The 17236-nt window shown below is 64.5% G+C and carries 20 protein-coding genes and 1 tRNA gene; 10 read left to right on the plus strand and 11 right to left on the minus strand.

All coding sequences use genetic code 11. The features are described 5' to 3' along the window. The first annotated feature begins 25 nt into the window (after positions 1-25). Positions 26-1444: an Ig-like domain-containing protein gene (locus WEG36_13350; GenBank protein ID MEX1258595.1), complete on the plus strand. Its 1419-nt coding sequence runs from the start codon at positions 26-28 to the stop codon at positions 1442-1444. 3 nt (positions 1445-1447) lie between these two features. Here WEG36_13350 and WEG36_13355 read toward each other — a convergent pair whose 3' ends face one another. Then, the gene (locus WEG36_13355) at positions 1448-2428 is read right to left on the minus strand and encodes a hypothetical protein (protein ID MEX1258596.1); all 981 of its coding nucleotides are present in this window, start codon (positions 2426-2428) and stop codon (positions 1448-1450) included. Between the two features lie 302 nt (positions 2429-2730). Continuing rightward, positions 2731-2825, minus strand: a tRNA-Pro gene (locus tag WEG36_13360). 124 nt (positions 2826-2949) lie between these two features. Here WEG36_13360 and WEG36_13365 point away from each other — a divergent pair. Next, a complete protein-coding gene (locus WEG36_13365) occupies positions 2950-4002 on the plus strand; it encodes a methyltransferase domain-containing protein (GenBank protein MEX1258597.1) in 1053 nt (350 codons plus the stop codon). A 58-nt stretch (positions 4003-4060) separates the two neighbouring features. Here the strand turns inward: WEG36_13365 and WEG36_13370 are convergent, their stop codons facing one another. Then, positions 4061-4381: a zf-HC2 domain-containing protein gene (locus WEG36_13370; GenBank protein ID MEX1258598.1), complete on the minus strand. Its 321-nt coding sequence runs from the start codon at positions 4379-4381 to the stop codon at positions 4061-4063. Continuing rightward, the gene (locus tag WEG36_13375; protein MEX1258599.1) at positions 4378-4995 is read right to left on the minus strand and encodes a sigma-70 family RNA polymerase sigma factor; all 618 of its coding nucleotides are present in this window, start codon (positions 4993-4995) and stop codon (positions 4378-4380) included. Before WEG36_13375 ends, WEG36_13370 begins: the two co-directional genes overlap by 4 nt. A 392-nt stretch (positions 4996-5387) precedes the next feature. Here WEG36_13375 and WEG36_13380 point away from each other — a divergent pair, with 392 nt between their 5' ends. The 8 genes from WEG36_13380 to WEG36_13415 all read left to right on the plus strand — a co-directional run bounded on the left by WEG36_13380 (position 5388) and on the right by WEG36_13415 (position 12864). Beyond that, positions 5388-5819, plus strand: a complete 432-nt coding sequence (locus WEG36_13380; GenBank protein ID MEX1258600.1) for a hypothetical protein — start codon at positions 5388-5390, stop codon at positions 5817-5819. Positions 5820-5825: 6 nt separating this feature from the next. Further along, on the plus strand, positions 5826-6275 hold the full coding sequence (locus WEG36_13385; protein ID MEX1258601.1) for a cytochrome c: 450 nt from the start codon (positions 5826-5828) through the stop codon (positions 6273-6275). A 245-nt stretch (positions 6276-6520) separates the two neighbouring features. Next, entirely contained in the window at positions 6521-7297 is a 777-nt protein-coding gene (locus WEG36_13390) for an HD domain-containing phosphohydrolase (protein MEX1258602.1), read from the plus strand. A 104-nt stretch (positions 7298-7401) separates the two neighbouring features. Then, positions 7402-7713 (plus strand): EthD family reductase, encoded by a 312-nt coding sequence (locus WEG36_13395; GenBank protein ID MEX1258603.1) that lies wholly within the window; start codon positions 7402-7404, stop codon positions 7711-7713. A gap of 181 nt (positions 7714-7894) precedes the next feature. Further along, entirely contained in the window at positions 7895-8665 is a 771-nt protein-coding gene (locus WEG36_13400) for a patatin-like phospholipase family protein (protein ID MEX1258604.1), read from the plus strand. After that, positions 8659-9132, plus strand: a complete 474-nt coding sequence (locus tag WEG36_13405; protein ID MEX1258605.1) for a hypothetical protein — start codon at positions 8659-8661, stop codon at positions 9130-9132. Before WEG36_13400 ends, WEG36_13405 begins: the two co-directional genes overlap by 7 nt. Further along, positions 9129-11555 carry an acyl-CoA dehydrogenase gene (locus WEG36_13410; protein ID MEX1258606.1) on the plus strand — a complete coding sequence of 809 codons (2427 nt, stop codon included), beginning with the start codon at positions 9129-9131 and terminating at the stop codon, positions 11553-11555. Before WEG36_13405 ends, WEG36_13410 begins: the two co-directional genes overlap by 4 nt. A gap of 52 nt (positions 11556-11607) precedes the next feature. Beyond that, a complete protein-coding gene (locus tag WEG36_13415) occupies positions 11608-12864 on the plus strand; it encodes an acetyl-CoA C-acyltransferase (protein ID MEX1258607.1) in 1257 nt (418 codons plus the stop codon). Between the two features lie 43 nt (positions 12865-12907). On the opposite strand, the gene WEG36_13420 is transcribed toward WEG36_13415, so the two are convergent. The 7 genes from WEG36_13420 to WEG36_13450 all read right to left on the minus strand — a co-directional run bounded on the left by WEG36_13420 (position 12908) and on the right by WEG36_13450 (position 17224). After that, on the minus strand, positions 12908-14008 hold the full coding sequence (locus tag WEG36_13420; GenBank protein ID MEX1258608.1) for a Rieske 2Fe-2S domain-containing protein: 1101 nt from the start codon (positions 14006-14008) through the stop codon (positions 12908-12910). Positions 14009-14085: 77 nt separating this feature from the next. Then, complete coding sequence (locus WEG36_13425) at positions 14086-14265, minus strand: GDCCVxC domain-containing (seleno)protein (GenBank protein MEX1258609.1); 180 nt, start codon at positions 14263-14265, stop codon at positions 14086-14088. Between the two features lie 50 nt (positions 14266-14315). Further along, the gene (locus WEG36_13430; GenBank protein MEX1258610.1) at positions 14316-14879 is read right to left on the minus strand and encodes a DUF2911 domain-containing protein; all 564 of its coding nucleotides are present in this window, start codon (positions 14877-14879) and stop codon (positions 14316-14318) included. Between the two features lie 44 nt (positions 14880-14923). Continuing rightward, complete coding sequence (locus WEG36_13435; GenBank protein MEX1258611.1) at positions 14924-15295, minus strand: plastocyanin/azurin family copper-binding protein; 372 nt, start codon at positions 15293-15295, stop codon at positions 14924-14926. 52 nt (positions 15296-15347) lie between these two features. Next, positions 15348-15704, minus strand: a complete 357-nt coding sequence (locus tag WEG36_13440) for a hypothetical protein (protein ID MEX1258612.1) — start codon at positions 15702-15704, stop codon at positions 15348-15350. 93 nt (positions 15705-15797) lie between these two features. Continuing rightward, positions 15798-16721: a hypothetical protein gene (locus tag WEG36_13445; protein MEX1258613.1), complete on the minus strand. Its 924-nt coding sequence runs from the start codon at positions 16719-16721 to the stop codon at positions 15798-15800. A gap of 83 nt (positions 16722-16804) precedes the next feature. Then, positions 16805-17224, minus strand: a complete 420-nt coding sequence (locus WEG36_13450; GenBank protein ID MEX1258614.1) for a hypothetical protein — start codon at positions 17222-17224, stop codon at positions 16805-16807. Positions 17225-17236: the final 12 nt, after the last annotated feature.

Genomic DNA, 17236 nt, shown 5'->3' on the forward strand with positions numbered 1-17236 from the left:
AGCGGGTCGGCAACCGGACTCGAGCATGGCAATCGATTCCCTCAAACCTCTATGGTATTCGGTTATCCTTGCGCTCCAGGGCTGCACGGGTGAGCTCTCCACGGTGCCCGTGGATGAGGCGATCGTCGCGCTCCTCTCCCGCCCCGAGTTCGCGAGTCTTCTTCCCGGTACGGAAATAAGGTTCTCCAGCTACGGAGTGACTCTCGCTGGAGACACGGTTGGTGCTTCGGCAATCTGGACGAGCTCCTCGGGTTCCATCGGCCCGGACGGGACCTTCGTCGCTCCCCCGGACCCGGGCCCCGTGGAGATCGCCGCCCACCACATGGGTCCCTCGCCGCTGGCGGCCACCAGCTGGGTCGACGTCACAGCCCCGCCGCCGCTCGCCCCCGCCTCCGTTGTGGTCACGCCCCCCTCCCTTTCCCTGATTCCGGGGGCGGCCCAGCCGCTCTCGGTAACGGTGCGCGACACGAACGGCGCCATCGTGGAGGGGGCAACGGTCGAGTGGAACTCTCAAGACCCCTCGGTCGCGCAGGTGAGCGTCGAGGGTTTGGTCTCGGCGATCGCGGAAGGGACGTCCACGGTCTCGGCCCAAAGCGACGGAGTGGTGGGAACGTCGGAAATCTCGGTCGCGCCGGCCGGTGGGGAACCCTCCGCGCATTTTTGCGACTCGCCGGAACCCGGATGGATCTGGTGCGACGACTTCGAGGCCGACCGCCTCTCGTCGTATTTCGAGTACAACTCCGCCGGCGGGTCCTTCACCAGAGAACCTGGGGTCGGATCCGAAGGCTCTACCGGCATGCGGGTCCACTTTTCGCCGGGGCAGGTTGACGCGGGATCGCTCCACCTGGCCTTCGGACGGACCCCGGACGCCTACATGGCACCGGTGGACGCCGGAACGGCGGACCACCGCGAGATCTATTGGCGGATTCTAGTGAGGAACGAGCCGGGCTGGGTCGGGGGCGGCGGCGACAAGTTGTCGCGCGCGACGGTGTTCGCCGCGCCCTCCTGGGCCCAGGCCATGATCGCGCATGTCTGGTCGGGCGGATCCGGCGCTTCCGCGAACCACCTCGTGTTCGACCCGGCCCGGGGCACGGACGCCGCGGGCACGCTGCTCACGACGGGTTACAACGACGCGGCCAACCTGAGCTGGCTGGGCGCCGCCCAGTCAACGACGCCGCTCTTCGATGCCGCGCACATCGGACAGTGGCATTGCGTCCAAGCCCATGTCCGACTGAATGACGCAGGAAGCTCGAACGGGGTATTCGAGCTCTGGATCGGCGGGAACCTGGAAGTCCAGCGCACCGGCCTGAACTTCCTCGGCGCTTACAGCGCCTTTGGCCTCAATGCCGTATTCGTGGAGAACTACTGGAACGCCGGCTCACCTGCGGACCAGGAGCGCTACCTGGACGACTTCGTGGTGAGCACGGAGCGGATCGGCTGCTAGCCTTCACTCGATCACGTGTTCGTGGGCGCCCGGCGCGGTCGTATTCTTGGCCCAGTCCCATTGGTAGACCGGATGGTTCGGGTCCACGGCCGGCCACGCTCCATCGGGGAGAAAGACCCCCCCCAACGTTCCCATCCCCCCATCAGGAATGGATGCTCCCGGGTTGTCGTAGCGGACCCTGAAGCGATAGGTCCGCTCGGCTTCGACGCCAAGCCCTCCAGACCAGATGAAGATGTCGTGGGGGATTTCCCGGACGATTCCGTCGGCGTCCTTCGCCGCGACGGACTCCCAGAGGGATTCACCCGTCTCCCCATCCTCGAGTGTGAGGGAGTGGCCGTACGTGTGGAGGTGGCCTCCAAGTGCGAGGATCTTTCCTGAGACCGGGAATCGAATGTCCAAGGTGCGCTCCGATTCTCCCGAGGGAAGATCGTAGGCGGGTTCGCCCGGGGGAGCGATCACGTGAGTGAAGAAGGGAAAGACGTCCAGGGGAGGCCGCCAGGGTCCGGTCGTCGAGAACTGGAGGTGCAAGCGAACCCTGACGTCGCCATAGTCCCGACCGGTCGGGTTGTGCAGCATCGCGACGAGAAGGAGGGAATCTCCGGGCATGACATGGAAGCCAAGCTGCGCGGGGAGCGACTTGGTGTCCGTCTCGCTTCCGGCCCCGACCAGACGGAGCATGATGGGATGCAATAGTTCTCGTTGCCCCGGCAACATCACCTGGGTGTGGTGGAGGAGCTCTCGGGGCAACTCTCTCCCCGCGCCATCCCGGAGGGTGACGTCGAACCCGTGAACCCACCCCGCGAGGGCCACCTTCTCGAATTGGGCCGGGGTGTTCACGTGAATGCTGGTGCCGGCGGGGAGCTCCACCGGGGGCAACTCGAAGATCATGGTCTGGACGGCCGAGTCCGGGGCGCCCCGCGTTGCGAGGTCCGCGGGAAAGCACCCGGTGAGAAAGATCGCGAGCCAGCCGGCTGCGAAGGTCACACCCACTCTCCGGCGACCTGTCCGGTGCCCGTGCATCCAACCCCGAATGCCCACCCTGGCCTCCACCGCTGAAGGATCCCCGAGCACTTCGTCGTCCGACCTCCCATGCAGCGAGCGGGCGGCGAAACGAAGCTACTCTAGTCTCGATCTGTGCGCGATTTCGGGCAGCCCCTCTCTCGCGACTCCTCGGACCTCGACCCGGTGCGACCCTTCCGGAAAAAACAGTAGGCGAGCCTCCGAAAAAGGCTTGGGCCCCTCGGAAGAAACCCGGAGGGGCCCAGAACAGATGTCCTAGTCTCGCATGCCGGAGGAGGGACTCGAACCCCCGACACGCGGAGCGATCAGTCGCGCGCTGGGATTCCGAGTCTCAGTCGCGCACGTCATTCGCGGAACCTGCCCCGTGTCCGGCGCGTTTGGACTGGTAGCGGAGAGCGCCCCCGCTATCAATATACCCGACCCCGTTCGACGCGGATGCCCACCGGCGCTCGTCCTCGGCCTCGTGACGAAAGGATCCCTCACTCATGACCGGCGTTCAAGACAGCCTCGAACTCGTGCGCGACTATTACGGTCGCATCCTCCGAACCAGCGCGGACCTGAAGTCGGGGGCCTGTTGCGCCCCAGAGGCGCTCCCGGGTCACCTGAGGGAATTGGCGAGCAAAGTGCATCCGGAGATTCAGGCGCGCTTTTACGGCTGCGGTGCGCCGATTCCGCCGGTATTGGACGGTGCCACGGTTCTCGACCTCGGATGCGGAAGTGGCCGAGATGTCTTCCTGCTCTCCGCGCTCGTTGGCGAAGGAGGAAGGGTCGTCGGCGTGGACATGACGTTAGGGCAGCTGACCATCGCCATGTCCCACCAGAATTGGCATGCGGAGAGATTCGGGTTTTCTCGATCCAATGTGGAGTTCGTCCACGGATTCATGGAGGATCTCGAGGCCTTGGATCTCGCCGACGACTCCGCGGACCTCGTCGTATCGAACTGCGTGTTCAATCTCTCGCCGGACAAGCCCCGTCTTTTTTCAGAAGTCTTTCGCGTCCTGAAGCCGGCTGGCGAGCTCTTCTTCTCCGACGTTTTCGCCGACAGGAGAGTGCCGGCGCACCTTCGCGAAGATCCGGAGCTACTCGGCGAGTGCCTCGCCGGCGCGCTTTACCCAGAGGATTTTCGTCGAATGGTCCTCGATCTCGGGTGTGCCGACGTGAGGCAAATGTCCTCACGCCCCGTGGGCCTGGGAAATTCCAGACTGGAAGAGAAGATCGGTATGGTCCGATTCACGTCGCGCACCTACCGCGCATTCAAGCTCCCTTTGGAGGACCGGTGCGAGGATTACGGTCAGGTCGCTACGTACCTCGGCACGATCCCCACGCATCCGCACGCCTTCGAGTTGGACGATCACCATCGCTTCGAGGCGAATCGCCCCCTCCGGGTTTGTGGGAACACGGCGGACATGTTGTCGAAGACGCGGTACGCCTCCCACTTTCGCCTTGAAGGAGATCGGACCACGCACTTCGGTCTTTTCGATTGCAGTGTTCCGGCGGAAACTACGGCGGAAGGCGGAAGGTCGGCCAGCTGCTGCTGACCAACCCCCTGAGGCGCTGAGCGGCGGAACGAGCCTCCAGAGAGGCCCGCCCAACTGACTATGACGCGGTGAACCCTTCGGTTTCGAGGGATCGCAGGACACGCCGGCGAAGCTCCTCGGGCACGGGCTCGTCTTCCGCAACCCGGTTGAGCGCTTCCAGGAAGCTTCGCTCGAAGACGAGCATCGGGTAACACCGTGCACAGGTCTCGAGGTGGGCCCCGACTCGAGCCGCAAGATCTCCATCGAGTTCCCCGTCCAGCCATTCATAGACTCGCGACGCAGCTTCGTGGCAGGTGACTTCGTCCGCGGGTGATTCCGCGGTGCGCGGCCCCTGAAGAATGCGCTCGAGAAGGTGCCGAAGATCGTTCGTCCAGCTCATTCTGTGTGCCCCTCCCGGCCATGTCCGTGGTTCCGCCATTCCGATCCGATGATGCCGGATTCCATCGCGTGTTCGTACAGATCCCGCTGAAGTGTTCTGCGGCCGCGGAAGAGCCGGCTCTTCACCGTGCCCAGCGGAATGTCCAGAACGCCGGAGATTTCGTCGTACGCGAGCTCCTCGAGGTCCGAAAGGATCACGACGTCGCGATACTCTTCCGGAAGAGCGTCGATCGCCTTGAGGATCTCGCCGTCGATCATTTGCCTCCAGAAGGCCCCTTCCGGATCGCGCTCCCCGACGGCGGCGAATACCGTGCCCTCCCCTGATGTCGCCTCGGCTCCCTGCCCGGATTCCCTGGCGACGATCTCATCGTGTCGCCGTGCCCGCTCGTCCCCTCGAAGAAATAGGTTTCGACAGATGGTGAAGAGCCAGCTTTTGGCCCGCGTTCCGGGTACGTACTTGTCCCAGTTTTGGTAGGCTCTCAAATAGGTCTCCTGCACCAGATCCTCGGCGTCGTCCGCGTCATGTGTGAGCCGCAGGGCAAACCTGTACACGGCCGCCATATGTGCCAGAGCCTCGTTCTGAAAGGTCTGGTCGCCGTCAGCGGCATGCGTCATGTCTCTTCCGGGCGCCACGGGCGGCGACGTGCTCACGGGTGATGACCCCGACAGGAGCTCCGACACAGTCGCCGAGTGCCTTCGGAGGCCCGAGGACCTAATGCGTAAGCCTCGCTCAGAAGTTCCCGCCCGGGTCGATCGCAGGGCCCCATGCCGGGTGGCCCGCGGCTCATGCGCTTCGCAAATCCATGGATGGGCACCAAGTCGACGCAGCGCGACTTGGAACTCTTTAGGCACCTGTCTGCGTTGGGGAGGTGCAGGTCGCGGATCTTTTCCCCAACCAGGAGTGATGAACGATGATCTCGAATTCTTCTCCGTCCCCCGCAGTTCGGTTGTCCTGTATGATGTTGCTCATCGCAGCGATGGGTATGGCTACAAGGGCAGAGGCTCAGGTGACCCCGGCCGCCGCCCAGATGGTGGGCCAGCAGCTCGTCGGCGCCTTCACGCAGGATGGTCCGTTCACTCCCGACGCCCCGGATCATCTCTGGTTCGACAACGGGGACGGCACGTACCTCTTCCTGCACTTCAACGCCCCCCTCGCCGAGGCGACCGGGCTCATGTTCACGGGATGGGCGGTTGCCGGCCGATGGTGCGCGGAGGATCAGCCTGGTCCCGAGTTCACACACTTTCACAGGACGGCGCGCGTCGGTGCCTGGGACGCGGGTCACGGAGGCGGGACTCCCGGCGAGAGCGGCTATTGGCTCAAGCACATCGCCGTCCAGAGGATGGAGATGCCGGCCATGATGGGGATGCCGGCCCGCACGATTACGCCGGGCACGGACGGCATGTTCATGCCGACCCAAGCGCCTCGGTGCGGCGACTGAGCCATCATGCCATTCAGGCGAGTCAAGAGCCTCTGCGCCGTCGCTCTCCTTTCGGCCCTCCCCGCATGTGGGGGAGGGTCCGGAGGGGACACGCTCGCGGACGCGGAGGCGACGGAGTTGGTTTCACGGACGGCGGCGGTTGTCGCAGCGCCTCCCCCCGGTGCGGCCGCAAGCACCGGAGAGCTTCTCTTCGGGCGAATCGGGTGCAACGGTTGCCATACGATCGATGGCGTCGGTGGGATGGTGGGTCCGAACCTGAGCGCCGTCGGCGCGAGGCCGTCGAGAGATTTGACGCGGTGGCCCACGACGGAGGCGTACATTCGGGCCTCGCTGGAGACCCCCGGTGCGTTCGTCGCCGATGGATTCGGACCAGCGATGCCGCCACCGGAGCAACTCGGGATCACACCGGAGGATATCGGAGCCCTCGTTTCGTACCTCCTCGCGCAGACCGATTAGGGGCACCAAAAAGGGCGGTACGGTGGGGCCTCGGCCGCACGGGGTCTCAGCGTCCGACCGGCGATTGGAAGGCTCCGGGGGGTTCGAGCCCCGGGGCCTTTCGCGCTTTGTTACCCCATTCGCAGCCGCTCTTGAAGCCCGAGCCGAAACGTCCGCATTCCCGACGGGCCTCGTGGAGACCTGCATGATTGGGGCGGCCTGAAAGGCCTTCCAGCATCCCCCGAGACCTCGCGACAAGAGGGCGAATGACTTCTGACGGGACTCGGCTGAGCGAGCCGCTCGGGGCGCTGTCCCTCGCCACAGACCTCGCGGTCGGTCCGGCTCCCGGAAGCGCGCTGGCATCAAGGGGCTCACAGGCTCTCGGGATGCCAACATGTGCCGACGATTCGGTGCGGCTCGCGGGATTGCTGCACGACATCGGGAGAGTCGCGGTACCAAACGGACTTTGGGACAAGCCGGGCCCGTTCACGCCCTCTGAACGGCGACAGATGGAGACGCAAACGTATCACACCAGCCAGATTCTGACTCGCTGTGCCAGCTTCCAGCCACTCGCGGACCAAGCCTCCGGAACGCACGAGCGCTGCGATGGCTCCGGATATCACCGCCGCATCCAGTTAGACGATCCTGACACGGCCCTTCTTGCCGCGGCGCAGATGTACGACACGCTCCGACACCATCGACCCTGGAGACCGGCCCACGGTGAGGACGAGGCGGAAGGCTTGATGCGTGCGGAGGTCAGTGCCGGCCGTCTGCCGCACCGCGTCGTTCATGCGGCCTTAGATGTCGCTGGTCAAATGGGAAAGATGGCGCGGTCGTCGCTAACCGCCGGCCTCACGCCGCGTGAGGCCGACGTGGTTGCGCTTCTCGCGGCAGGTTGCAGCGACAAGGCGATCGCCCGCCGCCTGGGTATCTCGGTCAAGACGGCGGGCCGCCATGTGGGCAGGATCTACAAGAAGACCGGAAAAAGAGGACGTGCGCAGATCGCCTTTTTCGCCATGGATCACAAGGCGCTTCTGGCATAGGGAGAATTCCCGATGGATTCCGCGGCGACGGATTCTTAGCCTGGGATAGGTAGTATGAGGTCGGGTTTTCGGCGTCCGGCGGAACCCTCACAGGAGAACGGGAGATGATCAAGGTCAGCGTGCTCTACCCCAACTCACCCGAATCGACCTTCGACATGATCTACTACTTGGACAAGCACGTCCCGATGGTTCAAGGGAAGGTCGGTTCGGCGTGTAAAGGCTTCGCGGTCGAAGCGGGAATCGCAGGTGGTGCGCCGCACGCGCCCGCCACCTACACGGCCATGGGCCACCTGTATTTCGAGTTCGCCGAGGATTTCCAAAGCGCGTTCGGACCGCACGCGGAATCAATCCTTGGGGATATCCCAAACTTCACGAGCGGCACCCCGGTCCTGCAGATCAGCGAGGTCAAGATCTGATCCGGTCGGCGGCTCGTGCCGCGCGCTGTTTGTCGGTCGGCACGACTTGACGCGGCGGCTGGGGTGAGCACGTGTGGCACGGCGTTCCCCCGCGCGTTTGGGAACATCCATGGAACCCGGGGCCTTTACCAGGAGACCGAGGGTGCCCGTCCCAGCGGGCCCCCCCTCTCCTCGGAGCCCCATGCTCGCGAACTCAGAGTCGAACCCGGTGGACGCCGCCGCGAGCGGGCACGGCGGTCACGCGAGTGAATCTGGCAGGACACCCGGAAAGTTGGCTCTGGTCATGGGAGGGGGCGGAGCGAGGGCCGCCTATCAGGTGGGATTTCTGCGCTGCGTCGCCCGCCGCTTTCCCACCCTTCGGATTCCGATCATCACCGGCGTGTCGGCCGGAGCCATCAATGCCGCCCTGCTCGCCTCCCACCAAGGAAGCTTCGAGGAGGCCGTCGCGGAGTTGCAGGGACTCTGGGCCGATCTCTCCGTGGATAGGGTGTTTCGCACCGACCTGCCTTCACTGGCGCGAAACGTTTTACGTTGGGGACTCCAGCTCGTTTCCGGAGGCATGACCAGCGGGAGTCGGCTCCGGAGTCTGGTGGACACCGTGCCACTTCGAGATCTCCTGGGCCAGGCGCTCCAGAATGTGGGCGGGGAGCTTACGGGGATCCAACCGAATCTCGATCGAGGTCGCCTCGATGCGGTTGCACTGACGACCACGAGTTACGCCACGGGCCGCTCCATCACCTGGGTTCAGGGCGCGAACGTCCGGCCATGGACCTACCCGTTCCGGCAGGCTCAGCCCACCAGGATCACGGTGGACCATGTCATGGCCTCGGCCGCCCTCCCCCTCTTCTTTCCGGCGATCCGAATCGGCAACGAATATCACGGCGACGGGGGCATTCGGCAGACCGCCCCCCTCTCTCCCGCCTTCACCTGGGCGCCGGGCGAATCATGGTGATCTCGACCAAGCACGGAGCGGTGACGCCGGACGCCGGATCCGCGGATCCCGTCCGCTATCCGCCACCCGCCCAGGTCATGAGCGTCCTCCTGAACGCAATATTCCTCGACGTGTTGGATCAGGATGTACGGAGGATCGAGCGCTTGAATAGCCACCTCGAACGGACTCCGAGCGATGCGCGCGAGGATTTCCGCCCGATCAAGGTTCTCATGCTCCGCCCCTTGCGTGATCTAGGGCAACTCGCTCGTGACTACGAGCCCCAGCTTCCCCGCGGGTTCCGATACCTCACTCGCGGACTGGGTACCCGCGACTCCGCCAGCCCGGATGCCCTGAGCTTGGTGCTCTTCCAATCAGACTACCTTTGTCGGCTGATGGACGAGGGCGAATCTGACGCGGACGCACGTGCCGGCGAGATCGAGGAGTTTCTGAGCGAAGAATCCGATCCCTCCGGGGGCCACTCCCCATGATCCACGTCATTCTTGTTTTTTCGCTCGCAGTTGGATTGGCTTTCGTCCTCTTTTACCAGGGCCTTGCTTACTGGGCCTGGATTTTCCCCGGTGCCATCCTACTCGCCGGACTAGCTTGGACAGGTGCGTTGGCGCCCCTGGTGTTTCTTGTCCTTTCAGGGATCTTCGCCGGCGCCGCTCTCGTCTTCGGGGTGTCCGAGCTTCGGCGCCCCCTCATGAGCTCCTGGATCATCCGGCTCGTCGCGCCCCTGATGCCCCGGATCGGCGAGACGGAACGAATCGCCCTCGAGGCCGGCACCGTCTGGTGGGATGGCGAACTCTTCTCCGGCAATCCCGACTGGCGCAAGATCGTCGACTTCATCCCCCGTGAACTGACACAGAGGGAGCGGGCCTTCCTGGATGGCCCGGTCGAGGAGCTCTGCTCAAATGTGCATGAATGGGAGGTGATCCAGGCGGGTGATCTCTCCCCCGAGACCTGGGACTTCATCAAACGGCACAATTTTTTCGGAATGATCATCCCGGAGGAATATGGCGGCCTCGGATTTTCCGCCGCCGCCCACTCCGCCGTCATCGTAAAGTTGGCCAGCCGGAGCGTGACGACCGCGGTGACGGTCATGGTGCCCAACTCACTCGGACCGGCCGAGCTCCTCCTCCACTACGGGACCGAGGCGCAAAAGCGTTATTACCTCCCGCGACTCGCTCGGGGAGAGGAAATCCCCTGCTTCGCCCTGACCGGTCCCGAAGCCGGGAGCGACGCCGCCGCCACGCAGAGTGTCGGGGTCGTGTGCCGCGGTGCCTATGATGGGAAGGAAGTGCTCGGAATGCGGCTCACCTGGCGGAAGCGGTACATCACGCTTGGGCCCGTGGCCACCCTGATCGGGCTTGCCTTTCGACTGCGGGATCCAGACGGACTCCTGGGTGAGCGAGAAGATCTCGGGATCACCTGTGCCCTGATTCCCGCGGATCTTCCCGGCATCGAGATCGGCGCCCGGCACGACCCCATGGGCGTGCCATTTCACAACGGCCCAAACTCCGGAACCGACGTATTCGTTCCGCTCGACTTCATCATCGGGGGTCGGGAGAACGGAGGGGAGGGTTGGCGGATGCTCATGGAGAGCCTCGCGGCCGGTCGGTCCATCTCGCTCCCGGCGCTGGCGGTTGCCTCCGCGCAGGCGGCGACCCGGACGGTCGGAGCCTATGCGACCGTCCGCGAGCAGTTCGACACGCCGATCGGACGATTCGAGGGGATCGAGGAGCCGCTGGCTCGGATCGGTGGGCTCACCTACCTGATGAACGCCACGAGAGTCGTGATCGCCGGAGCGGTGGACGCCGGTGAAAAACCGTCGGTTCTTTCAGCCGTCGCCAAGGCATATCTCACGGGCGCGATGCGCCAGGTCGTGACTGACGCGATGGACATTCGTGCGGGCGCCGCCATCTGCCGGGGGCCCCGGAACATCTTGGCGAACGCCTACCAGGCGGTACCGATCGGCATCACCGTCGAAGGCGCGAACATCCTAACCCGGTCCATGATCGTTTATGGGCAAGGCGCGATTCGTGGCCACCCCTATGCCCAGGAAGAGATGCGGGCGGTAGCGGAAGGCGACCTTCCCCGATTCGACCGCGCGTTCTGGGCGCACGTCGGCCACGTGGCTTCGACTACGGTCCGCGCTCTCGTGCTGGGGCTGACCAACGGAAGGCTCACGCACGCCCCCGTGGACGGCGGCGTGGGGCATTACTTCGGGCGGCTGACCCGGATGAGCGCGGCCTTCGCCCTCATCTCGGAAGGTGCGATGGCCACCCTGGGGGGCCAGCTCAAGCGCCGCGAGAAGATCAGTGGGCGCCTGGCGGACGCACTGGCATGGTTGTTCATCGCGTCCGCCTCGCTCAACCGATTTATCAACACGGGCCGGCCCGCCTGCGACCTTCCGTTTATCCAGTGGTCCTGTTTGCACGCGTTGCACGAGATCGAGACCGCCCTCGTTGGAGTGGTCGAAAACCTCCCGAACAGGCCGGCGGCTTGGGCGCTCCGGCTCCTGGCTTTTCCGCTCGGAGCGCGCCAGCGGCCGCCCGACGACAAGCTTGGAGAAGCGCTCGCCCGCAGCCTCCTGGAAGATCGGCAAGCCTGCCTGTCTTTCACGAGCGACATCTATTCTCCGCGGGCGGATGAGCCCGGTCTGGGCCGCCTCGAAGACGCGCTTCGCCATGCGGTGGAAGCCCATGCGGTCGAGACCAAGGTCCGTGACGCGGTGCGCGCGGGTCTCTTGGATCGAGCCCCCGGGGACATGCTCCTCGATCGCGCGGTGGCGCTCGGCGTCATCGACGAGAATGAGCGGCGGCAGGTTTTGGAGGCCGACAGGATACGGGACGAGGTGATTCAGGTGGACTCCTTCGATCCGGTGACTTACGGGTCGCTTCGACGATAGAAACGCTTCGCACCCCTCCGAGAGACTCCTTCAGAGAAGAGATGCAAAGACCATGAGATCGGGTGCCCCCAGAAGAGTCGTGGTTGTCGGCGGCGCGAGGACTCCCTTCGCCAAGGCCGGGACCGCCCTCAAGGACGTTTCGGCCCTGGATCTCAGCGTCCACGCGGTGACCGGACTCCTGGCGAAGACGGGGATCGACCCGGGCTCCGTAGAGGAACTTGCCTTTGGGATCACCCTGGTCGACCCGAGAATTCCCCACCTGGCGCGGGAAGTCGTGTTCTCGAGCGACCTTCCCTCGAGCGTCCGGGCGCTGACGGTGACCGACAACTGCATCACGGGGACGTCGGGGATCACGGCGATCTGGGACTCGATCGCGCTCGGGCGTGCCGAATCGGGAATCGCCGGTGGAGTTGAGTCCATGTCGAACCCTCCGATCCTCTTCGGGCGTCGCGGAAGCCGGATCTTTCTCGAGGCCGGGTCGGCCAGAGGTACGGCGGCCCGACTCCGCGCGCTGGCGAGGCTCCGGCCTCTGGATTTCAAGCCCAGACTTCCCGGAGTCAATGAGCCCTCGACCGGCCTTTCCATGGGCGAGCACACGGAGCTCATGGTCAAGGAGTGGAAGATTTCGCGGGAAACACAGGACCGGATCGCCTTCCGTAGCCACGAGCGGGCGCAAAGGGCCACAGAGGACGGACGGCTCCCCGCCGAGATCCATCCACTGAATGGAATCGACCGCGACCTGTTGGTCAGGAAGGACACGTCAATGGAGAAACTCTCGGCGCTCCCCCCGGTGTTCGATCGCGGCGGCAGCGGAACGATCACTGCCGGAAACTCGAGTCCGTTGACGGACGGGGCAGCCGCAGTCCTTCTCATGTCCGAAGATCGAGCCCGTCGGGAAAATTTAGAGCCGCTGGCATTCCTCAGGGCGGTCGAGGTCTCGGCCATAGATCCGCGGGACGGCCTTCTCATGGGCCCGGGCGTCGCGGTTCCCCGACTCCTGCGCAGGACGGGGCTGGCGCTGGGAGACATGGGCGTGATCGAGGTGCATGAGGCCTTCGGCGGTCAGGTTGCGTGCAATCTGAAAGCCTGGGAGGAGGGCTGGAAGGAGCCGGCGATCGGCAGAGTCGACACCGATAGGCTCAACCCGCTGGGGAGCTCGATCGCAGTGGGCCACCCCTTTTCCGCCACCGGGGCGCGAATCGTCACGACCCTCGTGCACGAGTTGAAGCGACGCGACGCAAGGTACGGCCTGGTAAGCATATGTGCAGCGGGAGCCCAGGCGGCGGCCATGATCCTCGAACGCCAATGAAGGATTGGGCGATGAGGATCAGCACACGCCGGACGATCGCTTCTTATCCCTCCTTCGCCAGCCGGTGTGCCTTCCTTCCGCCTCGCGAGAAATGGTGCGGCGCATCTTCGTGATCGAGAAGAAGTAGGGCTTGGTCCACCGCGCGCGCGACCAGCTGTTCCGTCCCCTCCCGCAGCTCTGTACTCTCCTGCACCTCGCGCACGTTGTTTTCCATGTCTTCGGCGGTCCAACCGCGGCTGTGCGCCACATAGGGAAAGGGCGGAAAGTAGAATCCGATCTCGGCGAAGAAGCCGAGAAGTTGGCCGGCGACCTGCTGCACGTTGTCCTGACCGCCCGTGATGATGAAGGAAGCCACCTTGTTCCGAAGCAACACGCGATTCGCGATCGTGACCTGATTCTGGATGCAGTTGAGGCGTTCGATCATGCGGTAATACAGTGCCGAGGCGTTGCCCCAGCGAATGGGCGTCGCCAGAAGCACCACGTCCGCCCAATGCACGACACCCTCGTAAACCCGGTCGAGTTGATCCTCAGGATCCATCTGGGTGATCGAACAGGGCCAGGTGCAGGCATGGGCACTCTTGGAATAAAAACCCTCGCAGGCCCGAAAGCTGAGCTCGCGCAAGCGGATCAGTCTCGTGTCGGTTCCGAGTGCGCGTTGGGCAAAGGCCAGGCCATGCTCGAGGAGGGCCTCAGAGGTGGAGTAACGCGGATGGTCGCCCTCCATGTTCGTCGTCGAGATGCCCAGCACGCGGGGCGGGCCGGGCTCGCGCTCGACTTCGCGCGCGACCGGGTGAGGTTCATGGGGAAGGCGCGTCCGCCGAGTGCCGCCGGCCAAATCGACCTCGACGCGACCCTCGCGGACCCGGACCTCGTAGCGCGGCACGGCATCGCCCTCATAACCCGGTTCGCCCTTTCCGGTGCAACGATGGTACTTCCAGTGATGCCACGGGCAGACGAGGTAGTCGCCGTCGAGCGTGCCTTCGCCCAGCGGCCCGCCCACATGGGAACAGGCTCCGTGAATTACGCCGAACTCGCCGTCGCGAAACGAGACAGCCAAACGAAGACGTCCAGCCATCACTGGAGTGACCGCTCGGGCGCTGAGCGCCTCCACGGTACCGAGGTCGTGCCAATCGGGCGGGGCCATAAAGATTACTCCTCAAAGCGGGCCGAGAGCACCGAAAGGCACGGCGGGCCCGAATGCAGCCCGCCCCTCCTCTTCGGTTACTGGTGGGTGGAACTCGGACAGCGGCGATCCGCGTAAGAACAGAATACGCAACAGTCCCCAGGTTGTGGCTTGACCAGCCGGCCACACGCCGGACAGTCCCAGAAGTGCTGGCAGGCGTCAGTCGGCATTTCGGCTTGGCTTGGGACCGCGCAGTGGGGACAGGTGATGGTCGCCATCGATTCTCCCGGTGTGATCTCGGAAGCTCGATGGGATCCCAGAGGCACCATCACGGTCGCCGAATCGCAATCGGCACCCTCACGGGCCCCCAATGCAGCGCCAGCGTCGCGGAATCCGCGGTCGCCATCGGGAAGTAGAAGCCCAGAGTCTCCATATGGCCGGCTTCTTCGGGACGAACTCGAAGGCGGAGGACCTCGTTCCCCTCCGGATAGGGGCGGTGCTGGACGTCCCACGCGCGACTGAAGATGAGCGTCCACTCCTCGCGCCCCGGAATCGCCCAAATGCTGTACCTCCCGGCGGGGAGCGCCTGCCCCTCGATCGAAATTTCCTCGTCCACCTCGAGCCGCGTGGCCTCGTCCGCACCCGGATTCCAGATGGAATCCCACGGTACGAGTGCACCGAACAATTCACGACCGCGGGCGACCGGGCGATTGTAAACGATGGTCAGCTCGGTGGTGCCCATTCTCTGCGTAACCCGGGCCGGCTGACTCACGCGGTACTCGGCGTAAGGAGTTTGCGTCTGGATGGGTGGATCCTGGGCCAAGACCGTCCCGGGGATCGTGAGGGCGACGGTCAAAACGAATCCGTGGACAGTTCGATGCAATCCGGTCATGGGTCGCTCCGAAGCGATCGCGAGGGTCATCTTCCGGGCCCGTTCTATTGCACCTGGACCAGACCTCGCATCCCCGAGGTCGGCGTGCCGTGAATCGTACAGTAGTAGCTCAACGTTCCGCTCACCGCGTCCGAAAGCGTGACCTGGTGGGCTCCCGAGGATTGTGTGGGCGAGTTCGGGAGTCCCGCCGCCACCCAGGTCACGTTGTGCTGATCGCCTCCCGCCCAGGTCCAAGTCAGCGTCTCCCCTGCGGGCACGGAGACATTGGAGGGAGTAAAGAAGTTATCCCGAACCGTGATGGCGTTCGTCGCGACCGGCTCAGTGTTCTCCGGTGCCGCCGGGGAGTCCGAGCCGCAACCCGCCATGCCAATCAGAGTAACCGCCAACGCCGTTCGCCGACCATGGCTTGAAATCATGCTAATGCTCCTGGGATCAAGGGGGGGGGAAACGGGAACGCGCTGCGGACGATCAGAAGGTGATGACTTCGTAGCCGTCCGCGACCCTCTGGCGCAGGCTCGGGTGTCCCTGGTACTCGCTGAGGAGGCGCACGCCGGCGTCACGCACCCCCTGCTTCACGTCGAATGCGTTCACGCAGAACTCGCACGCGCCGGCAACTTCGTCCTTCACTCCCTCGAAGAGGCGGTGCAGCTTGTGCTCGGGGTTGTCGAGCTCCGGGATCCAGGTGACGCCCGCTCCGTCGAAGACGAGCTCCACGTCATCTCCGGCTTCCTTCGCTTCTTTGACGAGCGATAGTCCGTTTAAAACCCGCGCGAGATCGGAGCGGGCATCGGTGCCCGCGAGAACCACGACTGAGACCTTAGCCATCTGATTTCTCCCTGGATTGCGTTTGAGGTGTGCCGCATCCAGGGAATCCGCGCGCCCGTGGAAGAGTTCCCGTGCGCCCGTCACTCCGCACGCCTATTCGATCGGATAGGGTTCCACACGCGCGTCGGCCGGTCGCGCGAGGCGGGACTCATCAAAAGGAATACGGAAGGAGATCTCCGAGACCCAGGCCTCGTTTCGAAAGGCACCCTGATCGCCCGCCTGGTACGCATAACCCCGGAAACGCGTCGGAACCGTCAGTCCGTCTACGGTCGCGTAGTCTTGGTAAAAAAGGAGAGTGCCGGTGGAGGGCGGCTCCGGGCCATCCGGTGAAGGCTCGTACGGCCGCCCGTACGTCACCGTGTAGACGATCGCCGCGACCCGGCCGGTGTCCGGATCGAGATAGAGCACGTAGACGTCTCCGGACGAGTCGCCGACGCCCGCGTCGTAATAGGCCATGACCCGCTCGTGCGGAATTCCCTCGAGCTCTTCGGGCGGGAGAACCCGAAAACGAACGCCGGGATCGGCCATGACGAAAGGAATGGACTGGAAGTAATATCCGGTGAGGGACCAGAACCGCGGATTCGGCTGACGGCGCTCCCCCGGGCTGATCCACGCTTCCGTTCCATCCCATGCGAACCGGGCCTCGACGGGCTCGACCGCATCCGGAGTCCCGAAAGACACGAGGTCGTGATATACCTGTCGGGTCACGTTGTCGGCGACGAGGTACGACTTGAACCGCATGCTTGACTGGACGTTCGAATACTCCCAGAAATAAGCGCTCGTTGGGGCCGAGTACCACGCCTCGAGGCCCCCCTGGGCCTCGATCGCGTCCAATACGCGCAGGCCCCCTTCGCTTTCCGAGAGCCGCTCTCTCGCACTCTCCGCCTGCGCCCGCACCCACCTCGCCGATCCCGGCCCACTCTCCGCGCAACCCGCGAGGCTGAGGAGACACGCGCTCGCGAAAAACGCCCGTCCGAAGACAGGAATCAACGGAACTGCGCGGCGTCCCTTCCTCATCTTCGACCTCCAATCGGCTGTGGGAGTGAGCCGGGTTCGCCACGGCCCGACGACAACGCGAACCCGTTCCAGATGGTCCGGCGTTACGATGCGGCGACCACCGGCGTCGCCCCTTCCGAGAGGACGCCCGCCACCCGTTCCAGGTCGGGCCAGTCCCCTTGGCTCACCAATCTACCATTCACGACCAGTGCATTCACGGTGAGGCCGGTGAGCGTCTTCAGCGCTTCCCGAATCGGGACATGATGTCTTCGGAAGTCTCGGACCAAAATGGGAAGGAGCGCCGGCCAGTTTCGCGGGTCCACGATCCGAAGCTCGACCGTATCGCCATATTTCTCCCGGATCTCGCGATACACCGACCCCGCCTCTTCCATGATTCGCCTGCGCTCCGGAAAGCACGACGATCCATTCCAATTGAGGAAGTCACCTTCGAGCCGCCCGCAACATCCGCTCGACGACATCTGCTGTTCCCACTCCCGGACGAATAGGACGCTCGGCTTCACCATGGGACTCTCCTG

The organism is Gemmatimonadota bacterium, assembly GCA_040882465.1.
Taxonomy (GTDB): Bacteria; Gemmatimonadota; Gemmatimonadetes; order Longimicrobiales; family Gaopeijiaceae; genus JBBEBG01.